Annotated in this window: 15 protein-coding genes and 2 pseudogenes; 13 read left to right on the forward strand and 4 right to left on the reverse strand. The window is 41.2% G+C overall.

What is annotated here, in order from left to right:
- The 9 genes from ACGF5R_RS18615 to ACGF5R_RS18655 all read left to right on the forward strand — a co-directional run bounded on the left by ACGF5R_RS18615 (position 1) and on the right by ACGF5R_RS18655 (position 13743).
- Positions 1-1449, forward strand: a complete 1449-nt coding sequence (locus tag ACGF5R_RS18615) for an ATP-binding protein (protein WP_262981083.1) — start codon at positions 1-3, stop codon at positions 1447-1449.
- A gap of 593 nt (positions 1450-2042) precedes the next feature.
- Complete coding sequence (locus tag ACGF5R_RS18620; RefSeq protein ID WP_262981084.1) at positions 2043-3434, forward strand: TnsD family Tn7-like transposition protein; 1392 nt, start codon at positions 2043-2045, stop codon at positions 3432-3434.
- A 147-nt stretch (positions 3435-3581) separates the two neighbouring features.
- Complete coding sequence (locus tag ACGF5R_RS18625; protein WP_042522582.1) at positions 3582-3758, forward strand: helix-turn-helix domain-containing protein; 177 nt, start codon at positions 3582-3584, stop codon at positions 3756-3758.
- Between the two features lie 20 nt (positions 3759-3778).
- The gene (locus ACGF5R_RS18630; protein WP_387692163.1) at positions 3779-6778 is read left to right on the forward strand and encodes a type I restriction endonuclease subunit R; all 3000 of its coding nucleotides are present in this window, start codon (positions 3779-3781) and stop codon (positions 6776-6778) included.
- On the forward strand, positions 6771-7997 hold the full coding sequence (locus tag ACGF5R_RS18635; RefSeq protein WP_262981086.1) for a restriction endonuclease subunit S: 1227 nt from the start codon (positions 6771-6773) through the stop codon (positions 7995-7997). Before ACGF5R_RS18630 ends, ACGF5R_RS18635 begins: the two co-directional genes overlap by 8 nt.
- The gene (locus tag ACGF5R_RS18640; protein ID WP_262981087.1) at positions 7994-9106 is read left to right on the forward strand and encodes an AAA family ATPase; all 1113 of its coding nucleotides are present in this window, start codon (positions 7994-7996) and stop codon (positions 9104-9106) included. Before ACGF5R_RS18635 ends, ACGF5R_RS18640 begins: the two co-directional genes overlap by 4 nt.
- A 2-nt stretch (positions 9107-9108) precedes the next feature.
- On the forward strand, positions 9109-10740 hold the full coding sequence (locus ACGF5R_RS18645) for a type I restriction-modification system subunit M (RefSeq protein ID WP_262981088.1): 1632 nt from the start codon (positions 9109-9111) through the stop codon (positions 10738-10740).
- A 293-nt stretch (positions 10741-11033) separates the two neighbouring features.
- Entirely contained in the window at positions 11034-11999 is a 966-nt protein-coding gene (locus ACGF5R_RS18650; RefSeq protein WP_262981089.1) for a hypothetical protein, read from the forward strand.
- Between the two features lie 361 nt (positions 12000-12360).
- A complete protein-coding gene (locus ACGF5R_RS18655) occupies positions 12361-13743 on the forward strand; it encodes an IS4 family transposase (RefSeq protein ID WP_387440014.1) in 1383 nt (460 codons plus the stop codon).
- 270 nt (positions 13744-14013) lie between these two features.
- Here ACGF5R_RS18655 and ACGF5R_RS18660 read toward each other — a convergent pair whose 3' ends face one another.
- Complete coding sequence (locus ACGF5R_RS18660) at positions 14014-14331, reverse strand: hypothetical protein (RefSeq protein WP_112879834.1); 318 nt, start codon at positions 14329-14331, stop codon at positions 14014-14016.
- 328 nt (positions 14332-14659) lie between these two features.
- Between ACGF5R_RS18660 and ACGF5R_RS18665 the strand changes: the two genes are divergently transcribed.
- The gene (locus ACGF5R_RS18665; protein WP_112879833.1) at positions 14660-15241 is read left to right on the forward strand and encodes a plasmid pRiA4b ORF-3 family protein; all 582 of its coding nucleotides are present in this window, start codon (positions 14660-14662) and stop codon (positions 15239-15241) included.
- A 19-nt stretch (positions 15242-15260) separates the two neighbouring features.
- On the opposite strand, the pseudogene ACGF5R_RS18670 reads toward ACGF5R_RS18665, so the two are convergent.
- A pseudogene (locus tag ACGF5R_RS18670) lies at positions 15261-15647 on the reverse strand (transposase); the annotation flags it as partial.
- Between ACGF5R_RS18670 and ACGF5R_RS18675 the strand changes: the two are divergent.
- The 3 genes and pseudogenes from ACGF5R_RS18675 to ACGF5R_RS18685 form a co-directional block, all read left to right on the forward strand.
- Positions 15639-15731: pseudogene (locus tag ACGF5R_RS18675) on the forward strand (RHS repeat-associated core domain-containing protein); the annotation flags it as partial. The pseudogenes ACGF5R_RS18670 and ACGF5R_RS18675 overlap by 9 nt on opposite strands.
- Positions 15732-15848: 117 nt before the next feature.
- A complete protein-coding gene (locus ACGF5R_RS18680) occupies positions 15849-16121 on the forward strand; it encodes a hydrolase (protein WP_012777140.1) in 273 nt (90 codons plus the stop codon).
- Between the two features lie 13 nt (positions 16122-16134).
- The gene (locus tag ACGF5R_RS18685; protein WP_387692166.1) at positions 16135-16677 is read left to right on the forward strand and encodes an SMI1/KNR4 family protein; all 543 of its coding nucleotides are present in this window, start codon (positions 16135-16137) and stop codon (positions 16675-16677) included.
- A 50-nt stretch (positions 16678-16727) separates the two neighbouring features.
- On the opposite strand, the gene ACGF5R_RS18690 is transcribed toward ACGF5R_RS18685, so the two are convergent.
- Entirely contained in the window at positions 16728-16925 is a 198-nt protein-coding gene (locus ACGF5R_RS18690) for a hypothetical protein (protein ID WP_041381610.1), read from the reverse strand.
- A 13-nt stretch (positions 16926-16938) separates the two neighbouring features.
- On the reverse strand, positions 16939-17353 hold a 415-nt coding region (locus ACGF5R_RS18695; RefSeq protein WP_387692168.1), incomplete at its 5' end, for a SymE family type I addiction module toxin.

Below are 17353 nucleotides of genomic sequence, written 5' to 3' on the forward strand. Positions count from 1 at the left end.
GTGAAGAGCATTATGCGATGGGAACAAGCTAACTACAGTAAAGCCATTTTGCCTGAATATCAAGGAAACCCTTTAATTGAAGCACTTCCTAAAAAGGCAAATGATAGCGATGTAATTGAAAAATTCTGTAACTATCCCGATCTATCTTCACACATTCGAACTTCCTTAGATTATCTAGAAAGGGAGGAATATCTTGCTCGAATTGATGAGTTGCGACAACCACTCCCCCAATATATTGAATGTTTCAGAGCGATAGAAAGAGCAATTAAGTCAGGTTATTTGGCTAAGAATCCGCTCACACCTACCACAATGCAATATTTACACTATCCTGTTGATGCGCGTCCTAATGTTGAACCAGCAACTGGCTATTTTGTGCCCAAAGGAAAGGGTATAACATTAATCGGTGATAGTGGTGTTGGCAAAACTTGTATGCTGGAACAAGTTCTTAGTTATTTTCCACATGTGATTGAGCATGGTAACTACAATGGTAAACCTCTTGATTTTAAGTATCAGGTGGTTTGGGTAAAGGTCGATTGCCCTAGAAACTCAAGTGTTCGGGAGCTTTGTGAGGAGATATTGTTTAGTTTGGATTCAGCAATGCGGAATGAACGAACCACACCTGGAACGACAATCCCTAAACTACTCACTCAGATTGAACAAAAGATCAAGTCGAGCCACTTAGGAATATTGGTTATTGATGAGATGCAAAACCTTCAGTTCAAGAGAACTGGTGGTGAAAATAATCTTCTCAAGTTTTTGCACCACATAGTAAATAAGCTTGGTGTCCCATTATTTTTCTGTGCTAACCCGCCTTTTGATGATTCACTTGCTTTGACTCTTAAAAATGCACGACGAGCAGAAAGTGGTAGGACAATCTTTATGAAACCACTTCAACGCCACGACATAGGCTGGGAATCGTTTATCGCTGAGCTATGGGATTTACAGTGGACTAATGTAGAAACCCAGCTCAGTGATGAGCTGAATGATAAGATGTATGAGCTTTCACTAGGGAATATTGATATGGCGTGTCGTATTTACTGTGAAGCTCAACGATTAGTTATTGGTACTGGTGATGAGAACATAACAAGTGCAGTACTTGAGTATGCTTACCCTGTAGCATGTTCTTTATCGTCGAGAACCAATGAAGTAATAGAAGCTAGGCAAAATCTCATCTTACCGAGAAGAACGGCCAAGCAAAATACTGTTCCTAACACTCTTAAGACAAAGCTTGGTAAGCCGAGAATTATTGGTGATTATAATAGACCGCACCATCCAGAATTTGAGGTGAGGCTACGTGAGTTGCACTTGACGGATAAACTCCTTCATATGATTGGAGACCCTGACTTGATTCAACATGGAATAGCTACAGGAAATGTGCCTACTTATATGCAAGATGTCGGTATATTATGTGATGAATCTTTTATATTTAGTGAATTTCGAGAGCTGTAGTCGCTTTGTACAGTGGTGCTGAATAACGTTGAAAGATGTTATTGTAGAGGTCTCGGCTATTAAGCAGAAACACTACTCTAATGTGCTCAATGTCAGAAGTGGTGAGAACGGAACGTAACCAGCCTGCGAAAGACATCTCTAACAGAGCCTCGCAATTGGTAAACCAAATCCAATAGGCCTGATTGCTATTCCGGATGATGTTCAAGAGCTGATGTTCATTCTGGTAGTCTTGGCCTAAAGAAAGAAGATCAACGTAAACTGTTTGGACGCCTATCCCCTGATTTATATGATTATACGTATCTTGAAGTTCTTCTCGACACTCGTGTGAGAAGGCATGAAACCTCATCAACCTCAACTGCCAGCATCCATGTATGAAGCGTTCATGTGAGCCAACAGGCAAACTATCAAAACTAGGGGTAAAAGGTTGTGAGGCGAAGTTGAATTTCAAAGGTATCACCTGTTTTTGACAATCATTACCTAGAGAGTAGCAAAAGTATGGTCTAAAAATTCAAATGGAATACATTTTTGGGGAAGTGACCTAGCTCCGGTCTTTGTTACACTTATTGGAGCCGGACTGCGTTTATGGTGAATATATGTATTGTCTGCCAAATGCACTACCAGATGAATTGCTTTTTAGTCGAATTATCAGATTCTTATCTGTATCAGGTCTGTCTACTTCAAAATTCCTATTAACTGTTTATGACAGCCCAAAGGCAAGTATTCACCCCTATTTAACTGCGGGTCTAAGCCATTTGGCAGAGTTATCTGATGAAGAGGTAGATAACTTACTGTATCAACAGACATTAGCTCCAGTTTTCATGCGTTGCTTACCTTTACATTCTAATGAAATTTATTTGGGGCTTATTTCAAGCAATAACTATACAGCGACAAGAGCTAGTCAACTATCTTGTGTGAGGGAAAGAGAGCCGCTATCCCTAAAATGCTGTCCACAGTGTGTAAAGTCTGATATTGGTAATCATGGTGTTGCTTACTGGCACCGTAGTCACCAGATACCAGGTATCGAGTCGTGCTCAAAGCATTCTATATGGTTGGTGCATGTTGCACTTCCCGAGCGGATCAGAACAAACATAGGCTTACCAGCGATTCATGACCTTTGTCGAAAAAGCTCGCAATCAAGCTTCGAGTTAGCACGCTATGCAAATAAGTTTCTGAGCGCAAAAGAGGATAGCAGCCCCAAAATAAGCTTGGATTTTTACAGAGAAAGATTACGTGAACTAGGGTATGTGACAAAACACAACAGAATTAGAAGACGCTTGTTATCTTCTGAGTTTTATCGATTTGTTTTGCAACTGGAGTATCCATCTGACAGTTTGCTTCCTAAGACATCGGTAGATTATAAATATTTGTCATACTTGCTTCATGAAAATACTTCGCAGCAGCCTTTTAAGCACATTTTATTTAGTTACTGGCTAAATTGTACTGAGCCAATAGGTTACGGCAGTGCTGCTCATAGTTTTTGTCAGGTGGATGACAGTCATCAGAAAAAAGCTGAGTGCTTAAAGCTCTTAAGGAAAGGTAGGTCAATTGCCTGCGTTAGCCGGGAAACAGGTAAAAGCCGTTGTTTTGTCAAATCTATTGCCCTTCTTGCAAACGTAAATACACGACTGAAACCCACAAAGTTATTACCTTCGGTTTGCAAAACAGCTATCGTGCTCGCAAGAAGAGGTTTCCATCGTAAAGAAATTGCGCGAAGGCTGTCCATTTCTATCGGAAGTGTAGAGATGTTAATTTCAGCAACAATTGGATTGGTGCAATGGCGGAAACAATGCAAGTATGAATCCAAAAGGCGACGTTATGAACATCAGATCCTTCGTTATCGCCAAAAGTATCCGCAAGCTATCCGACGAGATATAAAGTCTGATTGTAATGCTGCATTCTTCTGGCTGTATATACACGAAAGAGCATGGTTGGAAGATAACTTACCGATTGCAACTCCTCCGTCCCCGCCCCCAAGATCTAAGTGACTAATTGCAAGAATGATTAGGCGTATCTCCACACATTGATGCCCAGCATTGACACTGTGGAAAGTAAGTTCAGTGAGTTCTGGCAGTACATTGTGAATTCCGCAATTTTCTCATACAATCTGTTTGTTCAATGTGTGGGATTAGATAATGGGCGATGAAATTCTGACGATTCAAGAGGTGGCTGATTACCTCAAATTGAATGAAAAAACGGCGTACAGGCTCGCTAGCGAAGGAAAGCTACCGGGTTTTAAGGTTGGCGGCAGTTGGCGCTTTAAGAGAACAGATCTAGAAGCATGGATCGAAAAACAAAAGGGTCGAGCTTAGTCTCGAACGGAATGCAGCAGATGACAAAAGAACAGCAGATCGAAGAAAGCTTCATCAAAAAATTACAAGATCTCAAGTATACCTATCGACCAGATATTCGTGATAAGGATTCATTAGAGCGTAACTTTCGAGAAAAGTTTGAGAGGCTTAATCGAGTTAATCTAACGGATGCTGAATTTGCCCGCTTGCGTGATGAGATCATCAGCTCAGATGTTTACTCTGCCGCTAAGACCTTACGTGAGCGCAATTCCTTTCAACGCGAGGATGGCACTCCACTGCACTACACATTGGTAAACATCAATGATTGGTGTAAAAACGAATACGAAGTCATCAATCAACTTCGCATAAACACAGATAATAGCCATCACCGATATGATGTGATTATTCTTATCAACGGTGTACCAGTTGTTCAAGTGGAGCTAAAGAGCCACCAGATCGTAACTCGTCGTGCTATGGAACAGATTGTGAATTACAAGAATGATCCTGGTAATGGCTACACCAACACATTACTGTGCTTTATGCAATTGTTCATCATCAGTAATGAGCATCGAACTTACTATTTTGCGAACAACCATAGCCAGCACTTTAGTTTTGATGCTGATGAACGTTTTCTTCCAATTTATCAGCACGCCGACATCAACAATAAAAAGATTGCTCACTTGCATGATTTTGCGAATGACTTTTTGGCTAAATGCACACTAGGACAAATGATTAGTCGTTATATGGTACTCGTGGCGAGTGAACAGAAAATGCTCATTATGCGTCCGTATCAAATATATGCGGTAAAATCGATTGTTGATTGTATCCACCAAAATCGTGGTAATGGCTATATCTGGCATACAACAGGTAGCGGTAAGACTTTGACGTCATTTAAAGCATCTACCTTATTAAAAGACAATAAAGATATTGAAAAGTGTTTATTTGTTGTCGATCGGAAAGACTTAGATCGTCAAACCCGTGAGGAGTTCAACAAGTTCCAGGAAGGTTGTGTTGAAGAAAACACCAATACTGAAAAGCTAGTTCGCCGAATGCTTTCGGAGGATTATGCCGATAAAGTTATCGTCACCACCATTCAAAAGCTTGGCTTAGCATTAGATGAAAACAGCAAACGTAATCAGGTTAATAAGAAAAATGGCAAGCCAACATATAAAGAGCGTCTAGAGCCACTGCGTGATAAGAGAATCGTATTTATTTTTGATGAATGCCATCGTTCGCAATTTGGTGATAACCACAAAGCAATTAAGGAGTTTTTTCCTAATGCGCAGTTGTTTGGGTTTACTGGTACCCCCATTTTTGATGACAACGCTACATACAAGCAGATCGATGGCACTGTCGCATCTAATGTGACTACAAAAGATGTATTCCAGAAAGAACTACATGCCTATACCATCACACATGCTATTGATGACCGAAATGTACTGAGTTTCCATATCGATTATTTCGGTAAAGATAACGGTGAGAAAAAACCTAAGAAAGGCGAAAATCCGCCGCCGAGAGCTGTAATTAATGCCATCTTAGATAAACATGATAGTGCCACGAGCCAACGCCGCTTCAATGCCATATTGGCGACAGCAAAGATTAATGATGCTATCGAGTATTATCAGCAATTCAAAGCTATCCAAGCAGAGAAACAAGCCGAAGATAGTAGCTTTGAACCGTTGAACATCGCTTGTGTGTTTTCTCCTCCCGCAGAAGGAAACAAAGATGTGCAGCAGTTACAAGAAGATCTGGAACAAGAAAAGGAAGACAACAAACAGCAGCCGGATGAGAAGAAGAAGGCGCTAACAGCAATCATTGAGGATTATAACCAGCAATATGGTACGAACCATAAGATTAGTGAGTTCGATCTGTATTACCAAGACGTTCAGCAGCGTATTAAAGATCAGAAATACTCAAACGCTGATTATCCGCGTAAGAATAAGATCGATGTGGTTATCGTTGTGGATATGTTGCTGACAGGTTTCGACTCTAAGTATTTGAACACTCTGTATGTAGATAAAAACCTCAAGCATCATGGTCTGATACAAGCGTTTTCTCGCACCAATCGCGTGTTGAACGATAGCAAACCCTGGGGCAACGTTTTAGACTTCCGTGGTCAGGAAGATGAAGTTAACGCAGCAATTGGTCTTTTCTCCGGTACCGCCAAGGGGCGGGCCAAAGAAATTTGGTTGGTCGATCCCGCGCCTGTTGTAGTGAACGAATTCAAAGAAGCAGTCGAAAATCTACAAACATTTATGCTCAAGCATGGCTTAGAGTGTACTCCTTCAGACGTAGCTAACTTAAAAGGAGACACCGCTAAAGCAGAGTTTATCAATCATTTTAAAGAAGTGCAGAAGCTCAAAACTCAATTGGATCAATATACTGACTTGAGTGTTGAAAACCAACAAACCGTTGCAGAACTATTGCCGGAAGACACACTGCGCGGCTTTAAAGGCTCCTATCTAGAAACTGCTCAAGAGTTAAAACGAAAGCGGGACAAAGGTGGCGATGATGTTGAAGATGCTGTACAACAACTTGATTTTGAATTCGTACTTTTTGCATCAGCGGTGATTGACTACGACTACATAATGGCGTTGATTGCTAAATCTACTCAGACAACCAAGACTAAGCAGACGATGACACGAGCGCAGCTAATCGATTTGATTAGCTCCAGTGCTAACCTGATGGGTGAGCGAGAAGATATTATCTCCTACATCAATAGCTTAAAAGTAGAACAAAGCTTGACAGAACAAGAGATCCGCGATGGTTATCTAGCTTTTAAAGCTGCTAAAGCAGGTCAAGAGCTAACAAAAATGGCAGAGAAGCATGGTTTGTCACCGCAAGCCTTAAGCGTTTTTGTCGATGGAATTATGAACAGAATGATATTTGATGGCGAGCAACTTACAGATTTGTTGGAGCCCCTAGAGTTGGGTTGGAAGGCTCGACGTTTGGCTGAGATCGCTTTGATGGAAGATCTTGTGCCGCACTTACAAAAGTTGGCACAAGGCCGTGAAATTTCGGGGTTAGCTGCATATGAGTAAAGAATACAATAAGGCTCTGATCCCTGAGCGAAGATTTCCTGATTTTATGAGTGATGAAAGTTGGAAGATCATGTCATTTGGAGAGGTATTCTCACGGATAACAACCAAGAATGTAGAAAATAACACAAACGTGTTGACTATATCTGCGCAGCATGGACTGGTTAGCCAAACGGAGTATTTCAAAAAGAGTGTTGCGGCGAAAGATCTAACGGGATACTACCTTTTGAAAAAAGGTGATTTCGCTTATAACAAGAGCTACTCCAAAGGCTACCCTATGGGGGCAATCAAACCCCTAAAACTGTATGAGCAAGGTGTAGTTTCTACTTTGTACATTTGTTTTAAAACAAAAGATGGCTTTAGGAGTGATTATTTTGAGCATTATTTCGAGTCTGGGGCTCTTAACTCTGAAGTAAGTAAAATAGCTCAGGAAGGTGGAAGAGCACATGGGTTGTTAAATGTCAGTGTAAAAGAGTTTTTTAGGAATGTTCGGTTAATGGTTCCTACATTGCCCGAACAACAAAAAATTGCAGATTTCCTATCATCTTTCGATGAGCGTATCGCATTGGAAGAGCAGAAGCTGGATGTCCTTAAAGCGCACAAGAAAGGTTTGATGCAACAACTTTTCCCAGAAGCTAGTGAAGAGTTACCGAAATTGCGCTTTCCAGAATTTTTGAATCAAAATGGCTGGGAACTTAAGACGTTAGGTGAAGTTTGTCATATGCAAGCTGGTAAGTTTGTTCGTGCCTCGGAAATTATTCATGAATCAGCTGATGGTCTGCATCCATGTTTCGGTGGTAATGGCCTACGTGGCTATACACGGACATTTACTCATGTAGGTAAATACTCTCTTATTGGCCGCCAAGGTGCTCTATGCGGAAATGTAAATCTTGTCTCAGGTAGTTTCCATGCAACAGAACATGCGGTTGTAGTGACACCAACTAAAAATGTCGATACAGATTGGCTTTTTTATATGCTAGTGAACTTAAACTTAAATCAATATGCAACAGGACAAGCTCAGCCAGGGCTTTCAGTAGATAACCTAGAGAAAGTGGCACTATGCATCCCTTGTAACATTAAAGAACAGCAAAAAATAGCTGAGTTTCTGGACTCCATCAAAAAGCTAATCGATGACCAAACAGAAAAGTTATCATTTCTAAAGTTATATAAGAAAGGCATGATGCAACAGTTGTTCCCATTAATGGAAAAAATGGGGATATGAACGAAATGACTTTTGATGATCTGGGGGCAGTCGCTGCCCACCTTCGCGATAAGTTGGAGGAAAAAAAATACATTGTTCTCTTTGCCTATAACGGAACAGGTAAGACTCGCTTATCTATGGAGTTTAAAGATCTTGGTAGGGATGGTGACCGTAGAGATACTCTTTATTTTAACGCTTTTACCGAAGATCTGTTCTATTGGGATAACGACTTAGACAGTGACTCAGAGCGTGTTCTTCGAATGAATAGTGATTCGCGTTTCTTTATAGGTCTGCAAGAGCTAGAAATGGAAAACCGTATTCGTCCATTATTACGCCGTTATGCTGATTTTGATTTCTTTATTGATTACGACGAATGGAGTATCAATTTCGTTCGAGAAGTTCATGATGGCGATACAGCCCAAACTATAGAGCACATCAAAGTATCTCGTGGTGAAGAAAACATTTTTGTTTGGTGTTTTTTTCTAGCAGTAGCTCAGCTTGCTATAGATGGTCAAGATGCGTATCGCTGGGTCAATTACATCTATATTGATGATCCAATATCATCTTTAGATGATAATAACGCCATTGCTGTGGCAAGCCATCTAGCACAACTATTAAAAGACCAAGATGGTGATATACGCGTTGTTGTTTCGTCTCACCATGCATTATTTTTCAATGTGATTTGGAATGAGTTAGGAGAAAAGCGAAAACAGCTTCAACCTTACTTCTTACGTAGTGACAAGGAGTCTGGTTCTTACACTTTACGTTATACCAATAGCACGCCATTTTTTCATCATGTAGCATTACTGACGCAACTTCACCAGGCTGCGGAGTCCGGTGAACTATATACCTATCACTTTAATATTTTGCGTGGAATCTTGGAGAAAACAGCAGCATTTCATGGGTTTAAAAATTTCTCCGCTTGTATTAAGCAAGACGATGATGATCCAGATGGAGTCCTTCATGCTCGTATTATCAATATCCTGAGTCATGGTGATTACTCTATGTTTGATCCAATGGAAATGCAGGAAGAGAACAAAGGCTACTTCCGTAAAATATTAAGTGATTTCATGGAAAACTATCGATTCAACCCTGAGTTATTCCCAGAATTAACGACTGAGACAAATTAATCATGACTAAAGAACAGCTTAATCAGCTAGGTAAGGCCCTCTGGGATATCGCAAATAACTTACGTGGTGCAATGAATGCGGACGACTTCCGTGACTATATGTTGTCGTTCCTGTTTCTGCGTTACTTGTCAGATAATTATGAAACTTCAGCTAAAAAAGAGCTTGGCTCTGATTACCCTAAGCTGGCAGAAGGCGACAAGCGTTCACCTTTGGCTGTGTTTTATGAGCAATTGACTGAAACTGAAAGAAAAGAATTTCAAGAACACATGCGTACAAAGGTCCATTATGTTATTGAACCGAAGTACTTGTGGAGCAACATTGCAGAGTTAGCTAGATCTCAAAGTACAGAACTACTAAAAACGTTAGATGATGGTTTTGATCATGTTGAGAATCACAGTTTCAAAAGTACTTTTCAAGGGTTGTTTTCCGAGATAAACCTGAACTCTGAGAAGCTGGGTAAAACTTATACGGCTCGTAATACCAAGCTTTGCACTATAATCCAGAAAGTATCAGAGGGAATCGCTGAATTTTCTACAGACAGCGATATATTGGGGGATGCTTACGAGTATTTGATCGGTGAGTTTGCCGCTGGTTCTGGTAAGAAGGCCGGTGAGTTCTATACACCACAACCGATTTCAGATGTATTGTCTGCAATAGTTTCGTTAGACAGCCAAGATCCTAAGACTGGCTATAAGAAGCGGATTGAAAGTGTAATGGACTTTGCCTGTGGTTCTGGTTCCTTACTGCTTAATGTTCGTAAGCGACTTGGTAAGCATGGTATTGGTAAGATTTACGGTCAAGAAAAGAATATCACTACCTATAACTTAGCTCGCATGAATATGTTATTGCATGGGGTAAAAGACACTGAGTTTGATATTCATCATGGTGATTCGTTGCTTAATGACTGGGACCTTTTGAATGAGATGAATCCGGCCAAAAAGCTTAAGTGTGATGCTATTGTAGCGAATCCTCCATTTAGCTATCGCTGGGAACCAAGCGAAGCAATGAGTGATGATTTCCGGTTTAAGAGCTATGGTGTAGCACCAAAATCAGCAGCTGATTTTGCTTTTTTGCTTCATGGTTTTCATTTCCTCAGTGATGAAGGCACTATGGCAATCATCTTGCCTCATGGAGTGCTGTTTCGAGGCGGTAAAGAAGATGCGATTCGTAAGAAATTACTGCAAGATGGCAACATCGACACTGTGATTGGCTTGCCAGCAAACTTGTTCTTTTCGACAGGTATTCCGGTTTGTATTCTGGTCCTTAAGAAGTGCAAAAAGTATGATGATGTATTGTTCATCAACGCCAGCGAACATTTTGAGCCAATGAAGCGCCAAAATAAGCTGATGCCAGAACACATTGATAAGATCATCGAGACTTATCAAGAACGTCCAGACAACGTGGAACGCTATGCTCGCAGAGTGACGATGGAGGAAATTGAGAAGAATGATTTCAATCTCAATATATCGCGGTATGTAAGTACAGCTAAATCTGAACAAAAGGTTGATCTTAAAGCCGTAAATGATGAATTAGTTGTTCTTGAAAAAAGATTAAATGAAGCTCTAGCAACACATAATAGCTTCCTTAAAGAGCTAGGCTTACCGATTTTGCCTGGGCAATTTGATGATAAATAGTCGTTGATACGTGCAATTCTTATACATATTGATAGGAAGGAAGCTGTCGAACTAGCATGTGGTTGTGAGCTAGAGGATTCGTGAGATTTATCTTCCACCTTTAGACATACGATATCGCAAATAAAATGGTTGCCCTAAGAGCGGCCATTTTTGCTCTTGGAATATTGTTTTCCTAATTTTAAGCTTAAAATTTGGTGATTTTATTAGTGAAAAATTTCTCAAAGTTTAACTTTCTATTTGATATCGCTTTGTTGTGAGAGTTTGTCGGTCTATGGACACTTCATTTGTAAGTTATGAGTAAAAGACAAAACGGTTTTGGCCCTGCATTAGGTGAATCATTGCAGAGCTTTATTTTCAGAGTATTAGACCGCAATGGGTTTGGTGATTTTTCCACTATTGTGACAGGCGGTGGTTGGGGAGATAAGCCAAGTGTACCTTATCATGCTCGAAGCGAATTTGAAGTGATTGATCCTAATGGGTTATTCAGACTCTATGTAAAAAACACAAAGAGGAGTCACACTTGTTTTTCTTCCCCGTTGCCACTGACACCCTCTTTTATAGAGACTTTTTATCCAGAGCAGCAAAAAAGCTATTCTGGGCAGCATATCCAAATTCGTTATTGCCAAGACTGTATCGAAAAGCAGTTGTATGAATTAGGGTATGCCTATTTCAAAGTAGACTGGCTAAATGCAGTTAATTGCTCAGTACATTCTTGTCAGCTTTACGTTGTGTCGCATGGATTGTCGCGAGGGGAAACCATAAAATCCATCAAGGATATTCTTATTGGTAAAGGTGCTTTAGTAGAAAAGACAGACTTAAAGATAGCTGTTGTTGATCCGTCCCCCTCTTTCTCTGAAGTTGACTTGTTTTTTGCAACTTGTGCTAAGGAAGCTATTTTTGATTGTATCTTTTTTGATGAAAAGCTCTGCCCAGATGATTATACCGATTTGATACCCACAGGCTTGTTAAGACAAGAAAACTCTTACCATCCGACATGGGGAGCTAGGCGACGCTCATTGCTCCGCAATATTGAATGTTATTATGAACTGGCGATAGAAAGATCTTACATTCAGATAATGTCATATATTTCCAGCACGATGCTTGTTGAAAGTGTACCTACTCCTTGTGCTTCTCTTAAAAGCAGCGGTAAGTTTTTGTTAAAGGTTACATCCAAAAGTTGCACGGATTGCAATAGCCTCTCCTGCCCATTGTGGTATGCTGATTGTAGTGATGGTTTTGGCAAACTTTATTCTACATAGAATCGTATGTTGGCAAACTTTATTTTACCTACACAGACTGGTGTGGAGAGACAATTAAGTTTGCCCGTAAGAGCGATTTTCCTTATGTTCTTACTGGCAACCATAGCAGCCACAACGGGTTTTCAGTATGGGGCACGACAGAAAACTAGAAACCCTTGAAGATTACAAAAGAGCCATTTATGTATTACGGTGAGTGTCTTATCGTCACAGGTTGTTCTGAATGTAGGTATACATCTCATCCAAATGTTTCTGCAGCATTTTGCGCTGTCTCTTATACACAAATCCCTCAGTAAATATTGAGGAATTTGTGTACTTCTGCCTAAATGATAGTTTTCAGGATAAAACGATAAATTGAGGTAAATTGACCAGGTTTGTAACGGAAGCAGAACACTGGGCAAAAGAGACGTTCTCAGGCGCAAAACTGGGTGACCAGCGGCGCACCGAACGGTTGGTAAAAGTCTCCTCATCACTCGCTAACAACATAGGAAAATCGATTGTGAAATCTCTGGATACCCCCGCTGATATCGAAGCGGCTTACCGTTTTATCCGTAATGCGGATGTTAAAGCCGATGCCATTGCAGAGGCGGGTTTTGCTGCCACCGCTGAGCGGGTTAAATCCTGTGACTGCCTGCTCGCGCTGGAAGATACCACGACGCTGAATTTTACGCATGAAACCGTCAGGGATGAAATGGGCTATACCTCATCCAGTCAAAAACCCTCGGGAATGCTGGCGCATTCAGTACTGCTTTTTGCCCCCAATCAACAACAGGTTGTCGGGTTGATTGAACAAAAACGCGGGGTGAGAAACATCAATGACTATGGCAAGAAAAAACAGCGTGAGACCCGCCCGTATCAAGAAAAAAAAAGCGCGAAGTGGGAAGCCGCTTCGCGGGCGATGGCGGCGCGTTTGGGGCCGGAGATGACAAAGGTGATCAGTGTTTGTGATCGGGAATCTGATGTGATTGAATACCTGGCCTATAAGGTCATGAATCAGCAGCGTTTTGTTGTTCGTTCAATGCAAAGCCGGCGGATAGCAGAGAGTGAAGAGACTCTTTATACCTTCAGCGATACTTTGCAGTCCGCAGGAGAAAGACAGGTTCAGGTCAGGCAACGGGGCGGCCGCAAAGCCCGGGAGGCGCTCTGTGAGATACGTTATGCGCCGGTAACCATCAAAATGCCGATGAGAAAACAAGGTAAGTCAGTCCCGCTGTACTATGTCGGCTGTCAGGAAATCAACCCTGACTCACCACTTTGCTGGCATCTTTTGACATCAAAACCCGTCAATAATCAAGAAGATGCTAAACGTATCCTGGATTACTATGAAAAACGCGGGCTGATTGAAGAGTTCCACAAAGCGTGGAAAAGCGGCGGAACGCAGGTTGAAGAGCTGCGTATGCAAAGCAAGGATAACCTGGAGAAAATGATAGTCATACAGGCTTTTATCGCCGTTAGGGTTCATCAATTGCGCTATCCGGGATTGAACAGGCAAGAGGCGGAACAACAGAGCTGCGAAACGCTCCTGAGCCCCCTGGCGGGGAAGTTATTATGGCGGAAAGTCGAGAAGAAAAAACTGCCGGGGAAAGTGCCCAGTGTTCACTGGGCATATATCACGCTGGGCAAACTGGCGGGCTGGCAAGATTCGAAGCGTAATGGGCGCGTTGGATGGGAAGCTCTGTGGGAAGGCTGGTTTTTAGTACAAGTGCTGATTGAGGGCCATTTGATAGCGAAGTCTCTTGGCTTTTGAGATGTGACCAAGAGACAGGAAAAACACGGGGTGGGAAAACACCGAATGAATTATTTAAGGGAATACGAACATGTTTACTTTCGGATTAACGATGTTGCACTTATTATGTGAATCCAAGATGGACTTAAATATTTTAATACCACTAAAAAAGTCTGAAAATTGGCGTTCTAACGGTATATTTTTGTCAACTTGATTAAATACGAATTTAATACGATTTTCATCTACACCTAGATCAATAAGATTGGCAATTGTAGTTACGCTATCGACTTGCTATTTATGATGAGGAGTAACAGGAATAATAAAGTAGTCAATATCTTCCTGACTATCTTTATAGGCTTCCATTTGATTGATAAATATTTCGATGTTGGATGAACCAACATCAATAATTGCACTGTCTGAAATATCAATTCGTTTAAGAATGTCGTTAAATTCTCTTGCGCTAATTTTTTCTTCTTCGTTGCCATCAAAGTTTATTGACTCAACTCTGATAACTTCGGCACTTTCAATACGAGGTTTTAAAAGAATATTGCAAATAGTAGATTTTCCAACATTACCTGATTTATTTACAACAGCAATTTTAATAAACATTTATGGCCTCTGTTTCATCAGAAATTCAGTAAGTTTTTTAGAGATCTGGTTTTGATTAGTACAATTCCAAGAATATACTATGGCGGGAGTAAACCCTGCTTCCTCTAATCTTTTGATAAGTTGTTCACATGTAACATTTATGCTATGCCAATCTTTTATATCATGCTCAACACGAACAGTAGCCTCGCAAGTTTGACGCCAGAAGAAAGGTCTCTAAAGGATCGTTGACGATCCTTTAGAGGATCTAGGAGAGCATAAAAATCTGTGGGGTATCCCTTTCATCAATGAGTATGATCGTTCGCTTTATCATCATGGTGAAAGGAAAATTATGCCCATATACATAGTCAAAGCCGCCATTCGGGGTGTCAGCCCCATGATCTGGCGACGCTTTCGAATAAAGAGTGATATGTCATTGGGCGCCCTCCATTTTCTACTACAATTTGCTTTTGGTTGGGATAATGACTCCCTCCACACCTTTCATATCTACGGCAAAGACTATGGCATCTGCTATGAAGGTGGCCTCAGCTTTTATGATTATCCCTGGACAATTTCCCTTGAGTCTTTTCATTTCGAAAACCGTGATAAATTCACTTATGAGTATAATCTCTTTCGGCATTGGTTACTGGACATCCGCATCGACGTGATTGAACTTCATTCAAATAAAAGTACGCCATTCTGTCTCAGCGGGCAAGGTATGCCTGATGCCAATCAATATGATGAAACCGAAGCGACATTGAAGCTCTTAGAAGCTATTATCGAAAGTGATGACAGTACAACATTGGGTGACATCCAAGAATTCATCGACGAATTCAATCGCGTTAAATGTAATCGCCATCGACTCAACCGATTACTAAAGAACTATGATTTTTACACGCCTAACGGGTCACAAGGCTTAGACTGGACTCTATAAAGGTATCATACACTGAACCTTAAGCATTAAGTCTCTCGAAAATACCCTCCAACCCATTATTTTTATTGGATTTTCCTTGGGGCAACTTCAACGCATTTTTGGCGAGATATTTCAGAGCCCAATTCAGAGGGTGTTCTATTTCCGACCCGGCATGATGAATAATCGCGCCCAATATCGGCAACAACCAGACATCAACATTTTTGGCTGCCTTGAGAAAGGAAACTGAAGGCAAAAACCGCCTCGCCAGACTGCGCCGGACTATCAACGCCAGCAGACTTGCCCAAATGAACCCCTCCGCTATCGCTTTCTGGCCGGTCGCAAAACCTGTCCAGTTGGTGTGGGATTTTAGTTCCCTGAACAGCAGTTCGACCTGCCAGCGACAGCGATAAACCGCCATGATCCGATCGGGCTAAATGGGGGTCCGAATCCCTATTCGTATGTTCATAACCCGGCGAACTGGATTGATCCGCTTGGTCTTGCTAGTTGCCCTAGCACAAAAGAAATTTCAAGGGGTGATAATCCTTATCAAACAAGGGTAGATCCAAGAATCCCAAATAGACCTGATCCCAAGTATTCAATAGACACAAGTACTTTCACTAGTGGCAAAATGACTGCTAATGGCGGTATCAGAAACAATAAAGAATTTTGGCAACAATGGAGTAATTTGCAGCCAGATTCTTTGAGTAAAAGTAATATGTACCGAATAAAAGAGTTAGGATTATCACCTAAAATAGATAATCAATGGATTAAAGCGTTTCCAGAACATGTGAATTACAAAGGTGAAACATTAATTCACCATCATGTTGATTTTGGGCGTTACGCAATACCTGTCCCGAGTTCAACTCATGTTGGCAGCGGCGGTATATGGCATACAAAATAAAAAGGAGAATTTTATGTTGCTAACGATCAAAGAAATAAGCGAACAATTAGATGAGAAATTCTCACCGTTAGGCGATGACTTTGATGATCTGAAATTATCGAAAAGATACAAACCGTTATTAGACGTTGAAATTTCAGAAAAAAAACTAAATATCATATTCCCTAAAGAATTTCTATCATTCATGAAAGACTATGATTTAGATAATTTTTCATTAGGAAACATATCATTTGGTAATAGTTCTGATTATCTCGAAATGATAGTAAATATTAATAGTGAGGGTACTTTTAATCATTGGTGGATTGGTAAAAATAGACCTAAAGAGTTTATCGTTATAGCAATATCTGATCCTTATACCATATTACTAAACACTATTACTGGTGAGGTTTTTGTTATGACCAGTGAATCATCAATGGATGACTTTGAACAAGTTTCAGCTAATTTTGAATTATTTATCAGAGGTGCTGGAACTATTTTCTTAGGTAAAGAAACATTCACAGAAATTATCAAATATGTTGGCTCTCAGACAAATGAGTTTTGGGAAGAAATAGCAAATTAAATGATGTTAAGGTCGGAAAGATCCGCGTGATCTTCCGGCCTTCTTATGATCTATCTTGGCGCATACCCTCGGTAAGCCAGAGCAGATCGAAGCTTAGAGATCGCATCCTTAATCTGATACGCTTCCTCGTCATTCACCGCGCAAGCCCGTATCTCCGCCCAGTTCAGCCGCTTAACCAGTTGGGCCAAGGCCAGCGCTTCAATGTGGGTTAACTGAATGTCCTGTAAATGTTCAATCACCATTTTCATTTTATCCCCTCCCTTAGCCCGCGTTGTACTCAGCCAGCATCTCACGCATCCGCAGCTTAATCTCATTAAGCTGGCTCTGCTGCCGCTGGTATTGCTGATGCTGTTGTTGCGTGGCCTCACTGTCAGGGATCAGCACCAGACAACCGTCCATCACCTTCACGGTAATCTGACCCCCGGTATTAAACCCCGCCTGTCTAAGCCACTGCCCCTTAAGATGTATCGCCGGGGTGGCATTGCTGACCTTGTTCCCGTTCAGCACATACCCCACCGTGTAATAACGTTCTGTTTTCACGGCTTTATTTACCGCCGCTTCTGCTTTAGAATGCGCCTTAGCCATAGTCACTACTCCTATAGTTGCTGTGGTGAGCGGCGGTAACGGGTGCCAGCCCGTTATCCCCGCGCTAAATATCAACAGATTATCGCTTAAT

The organism is Photorhabdus sp. RM71S (assembly GCF_042879355.1).
Lineage (GTDB): Bacteria > Pseudomonadota > Gammaproteobacteria > Enterobacterales > Enterobacteriaceae > Photorhabdus > Photorhabdus kayaii.

Bases quoted from the DNA above. Each gene is read 5' to 3' on its own strand.
- ACGF5R_RS18620 (WP_262981084.1), top strand. From the start codon at position 2,043: ATGTATTGTCTGCCAAATGCACTACCAGATGAATTGCTTTTTAGTCGA.
- ACGF5R_RS18625 (WP_042522582.1), top strand. From the start codon at position 3,582: ATGGGCGATGAAATTCTGACGATTCAAGAGGTGGCTGATTACCTCAAA.
- ACGF5R_RS18630 (WP_387692163.1), top strand. From the start codon at position 3,779: ATGACAAAAGAACAGCAGATCGAAGAAAGCTTCATCAAAAAATTACAA.
- ACGF5R_RS18635 (WP_262981086.1), top strand. From the start codon at position 6,771: ATGAGTAAAGAATACAATAAGGCTCTGATCCCTGAGCGAAGATTTCCT.
- ACGF5R_RS18640 (WP_262981087.1), top strand. From the start codon at position 7,994: ATGAACGAAATGACTTTTGATGATCTGGGGGCAGTCGCTGCCCACCTT.
- ACGF5R_RS18645 (WP_262981088.1), top strand. From the start codon at position 9,109: ATGACTAAAGAACAGCTTAATCAGCTAGGTAAGGCCCTCTGGGATATC.
- ACGF5R_RS18650 (WP_262981089.1), top strand. From the start codon at position 11,034: ATGAGTAAAAGACAAAACGGTTTTGGCCCTGCATTAGGTGAATCATTG.
- ACGF5R_RS18660 (WP_112879834.1), bottom strand. From the start codon at position 14,331: ATGTTTATTAAAATTGCTGTTGTAAATAAATCAGGTAATGTTGGAAAA.
- ACGF5R_RS18665 (WP_112879833.1), top strand. From the start codon at position 14,660: ATGCCCATATACATAGTCAAAGCCGCCATTCGGGGTGTCAGCCCCATG.
- ACGF5R_RS18680 (WP_012777140.1), top strand. From the start codon at position 15,849: ATGACTGCTAATGGCGGTATCAGAAACAATAAAGAATTTTGGCAACAA.
- ACGF5R_RS18685 (WP_387692166.1), top strand. From the start codon at position 16,135: ATGTTGCTAACGATCAAAGAAATAAGCGAACAATTAGATGAGAAATTC.
- ACGF5R_RS18690 (WP_041381610.1), bottom strand. From the start codon at position 16,925: ATGAAAATGGTGATTGAACATTTACAGGACATTCAGTTAACCCACATT.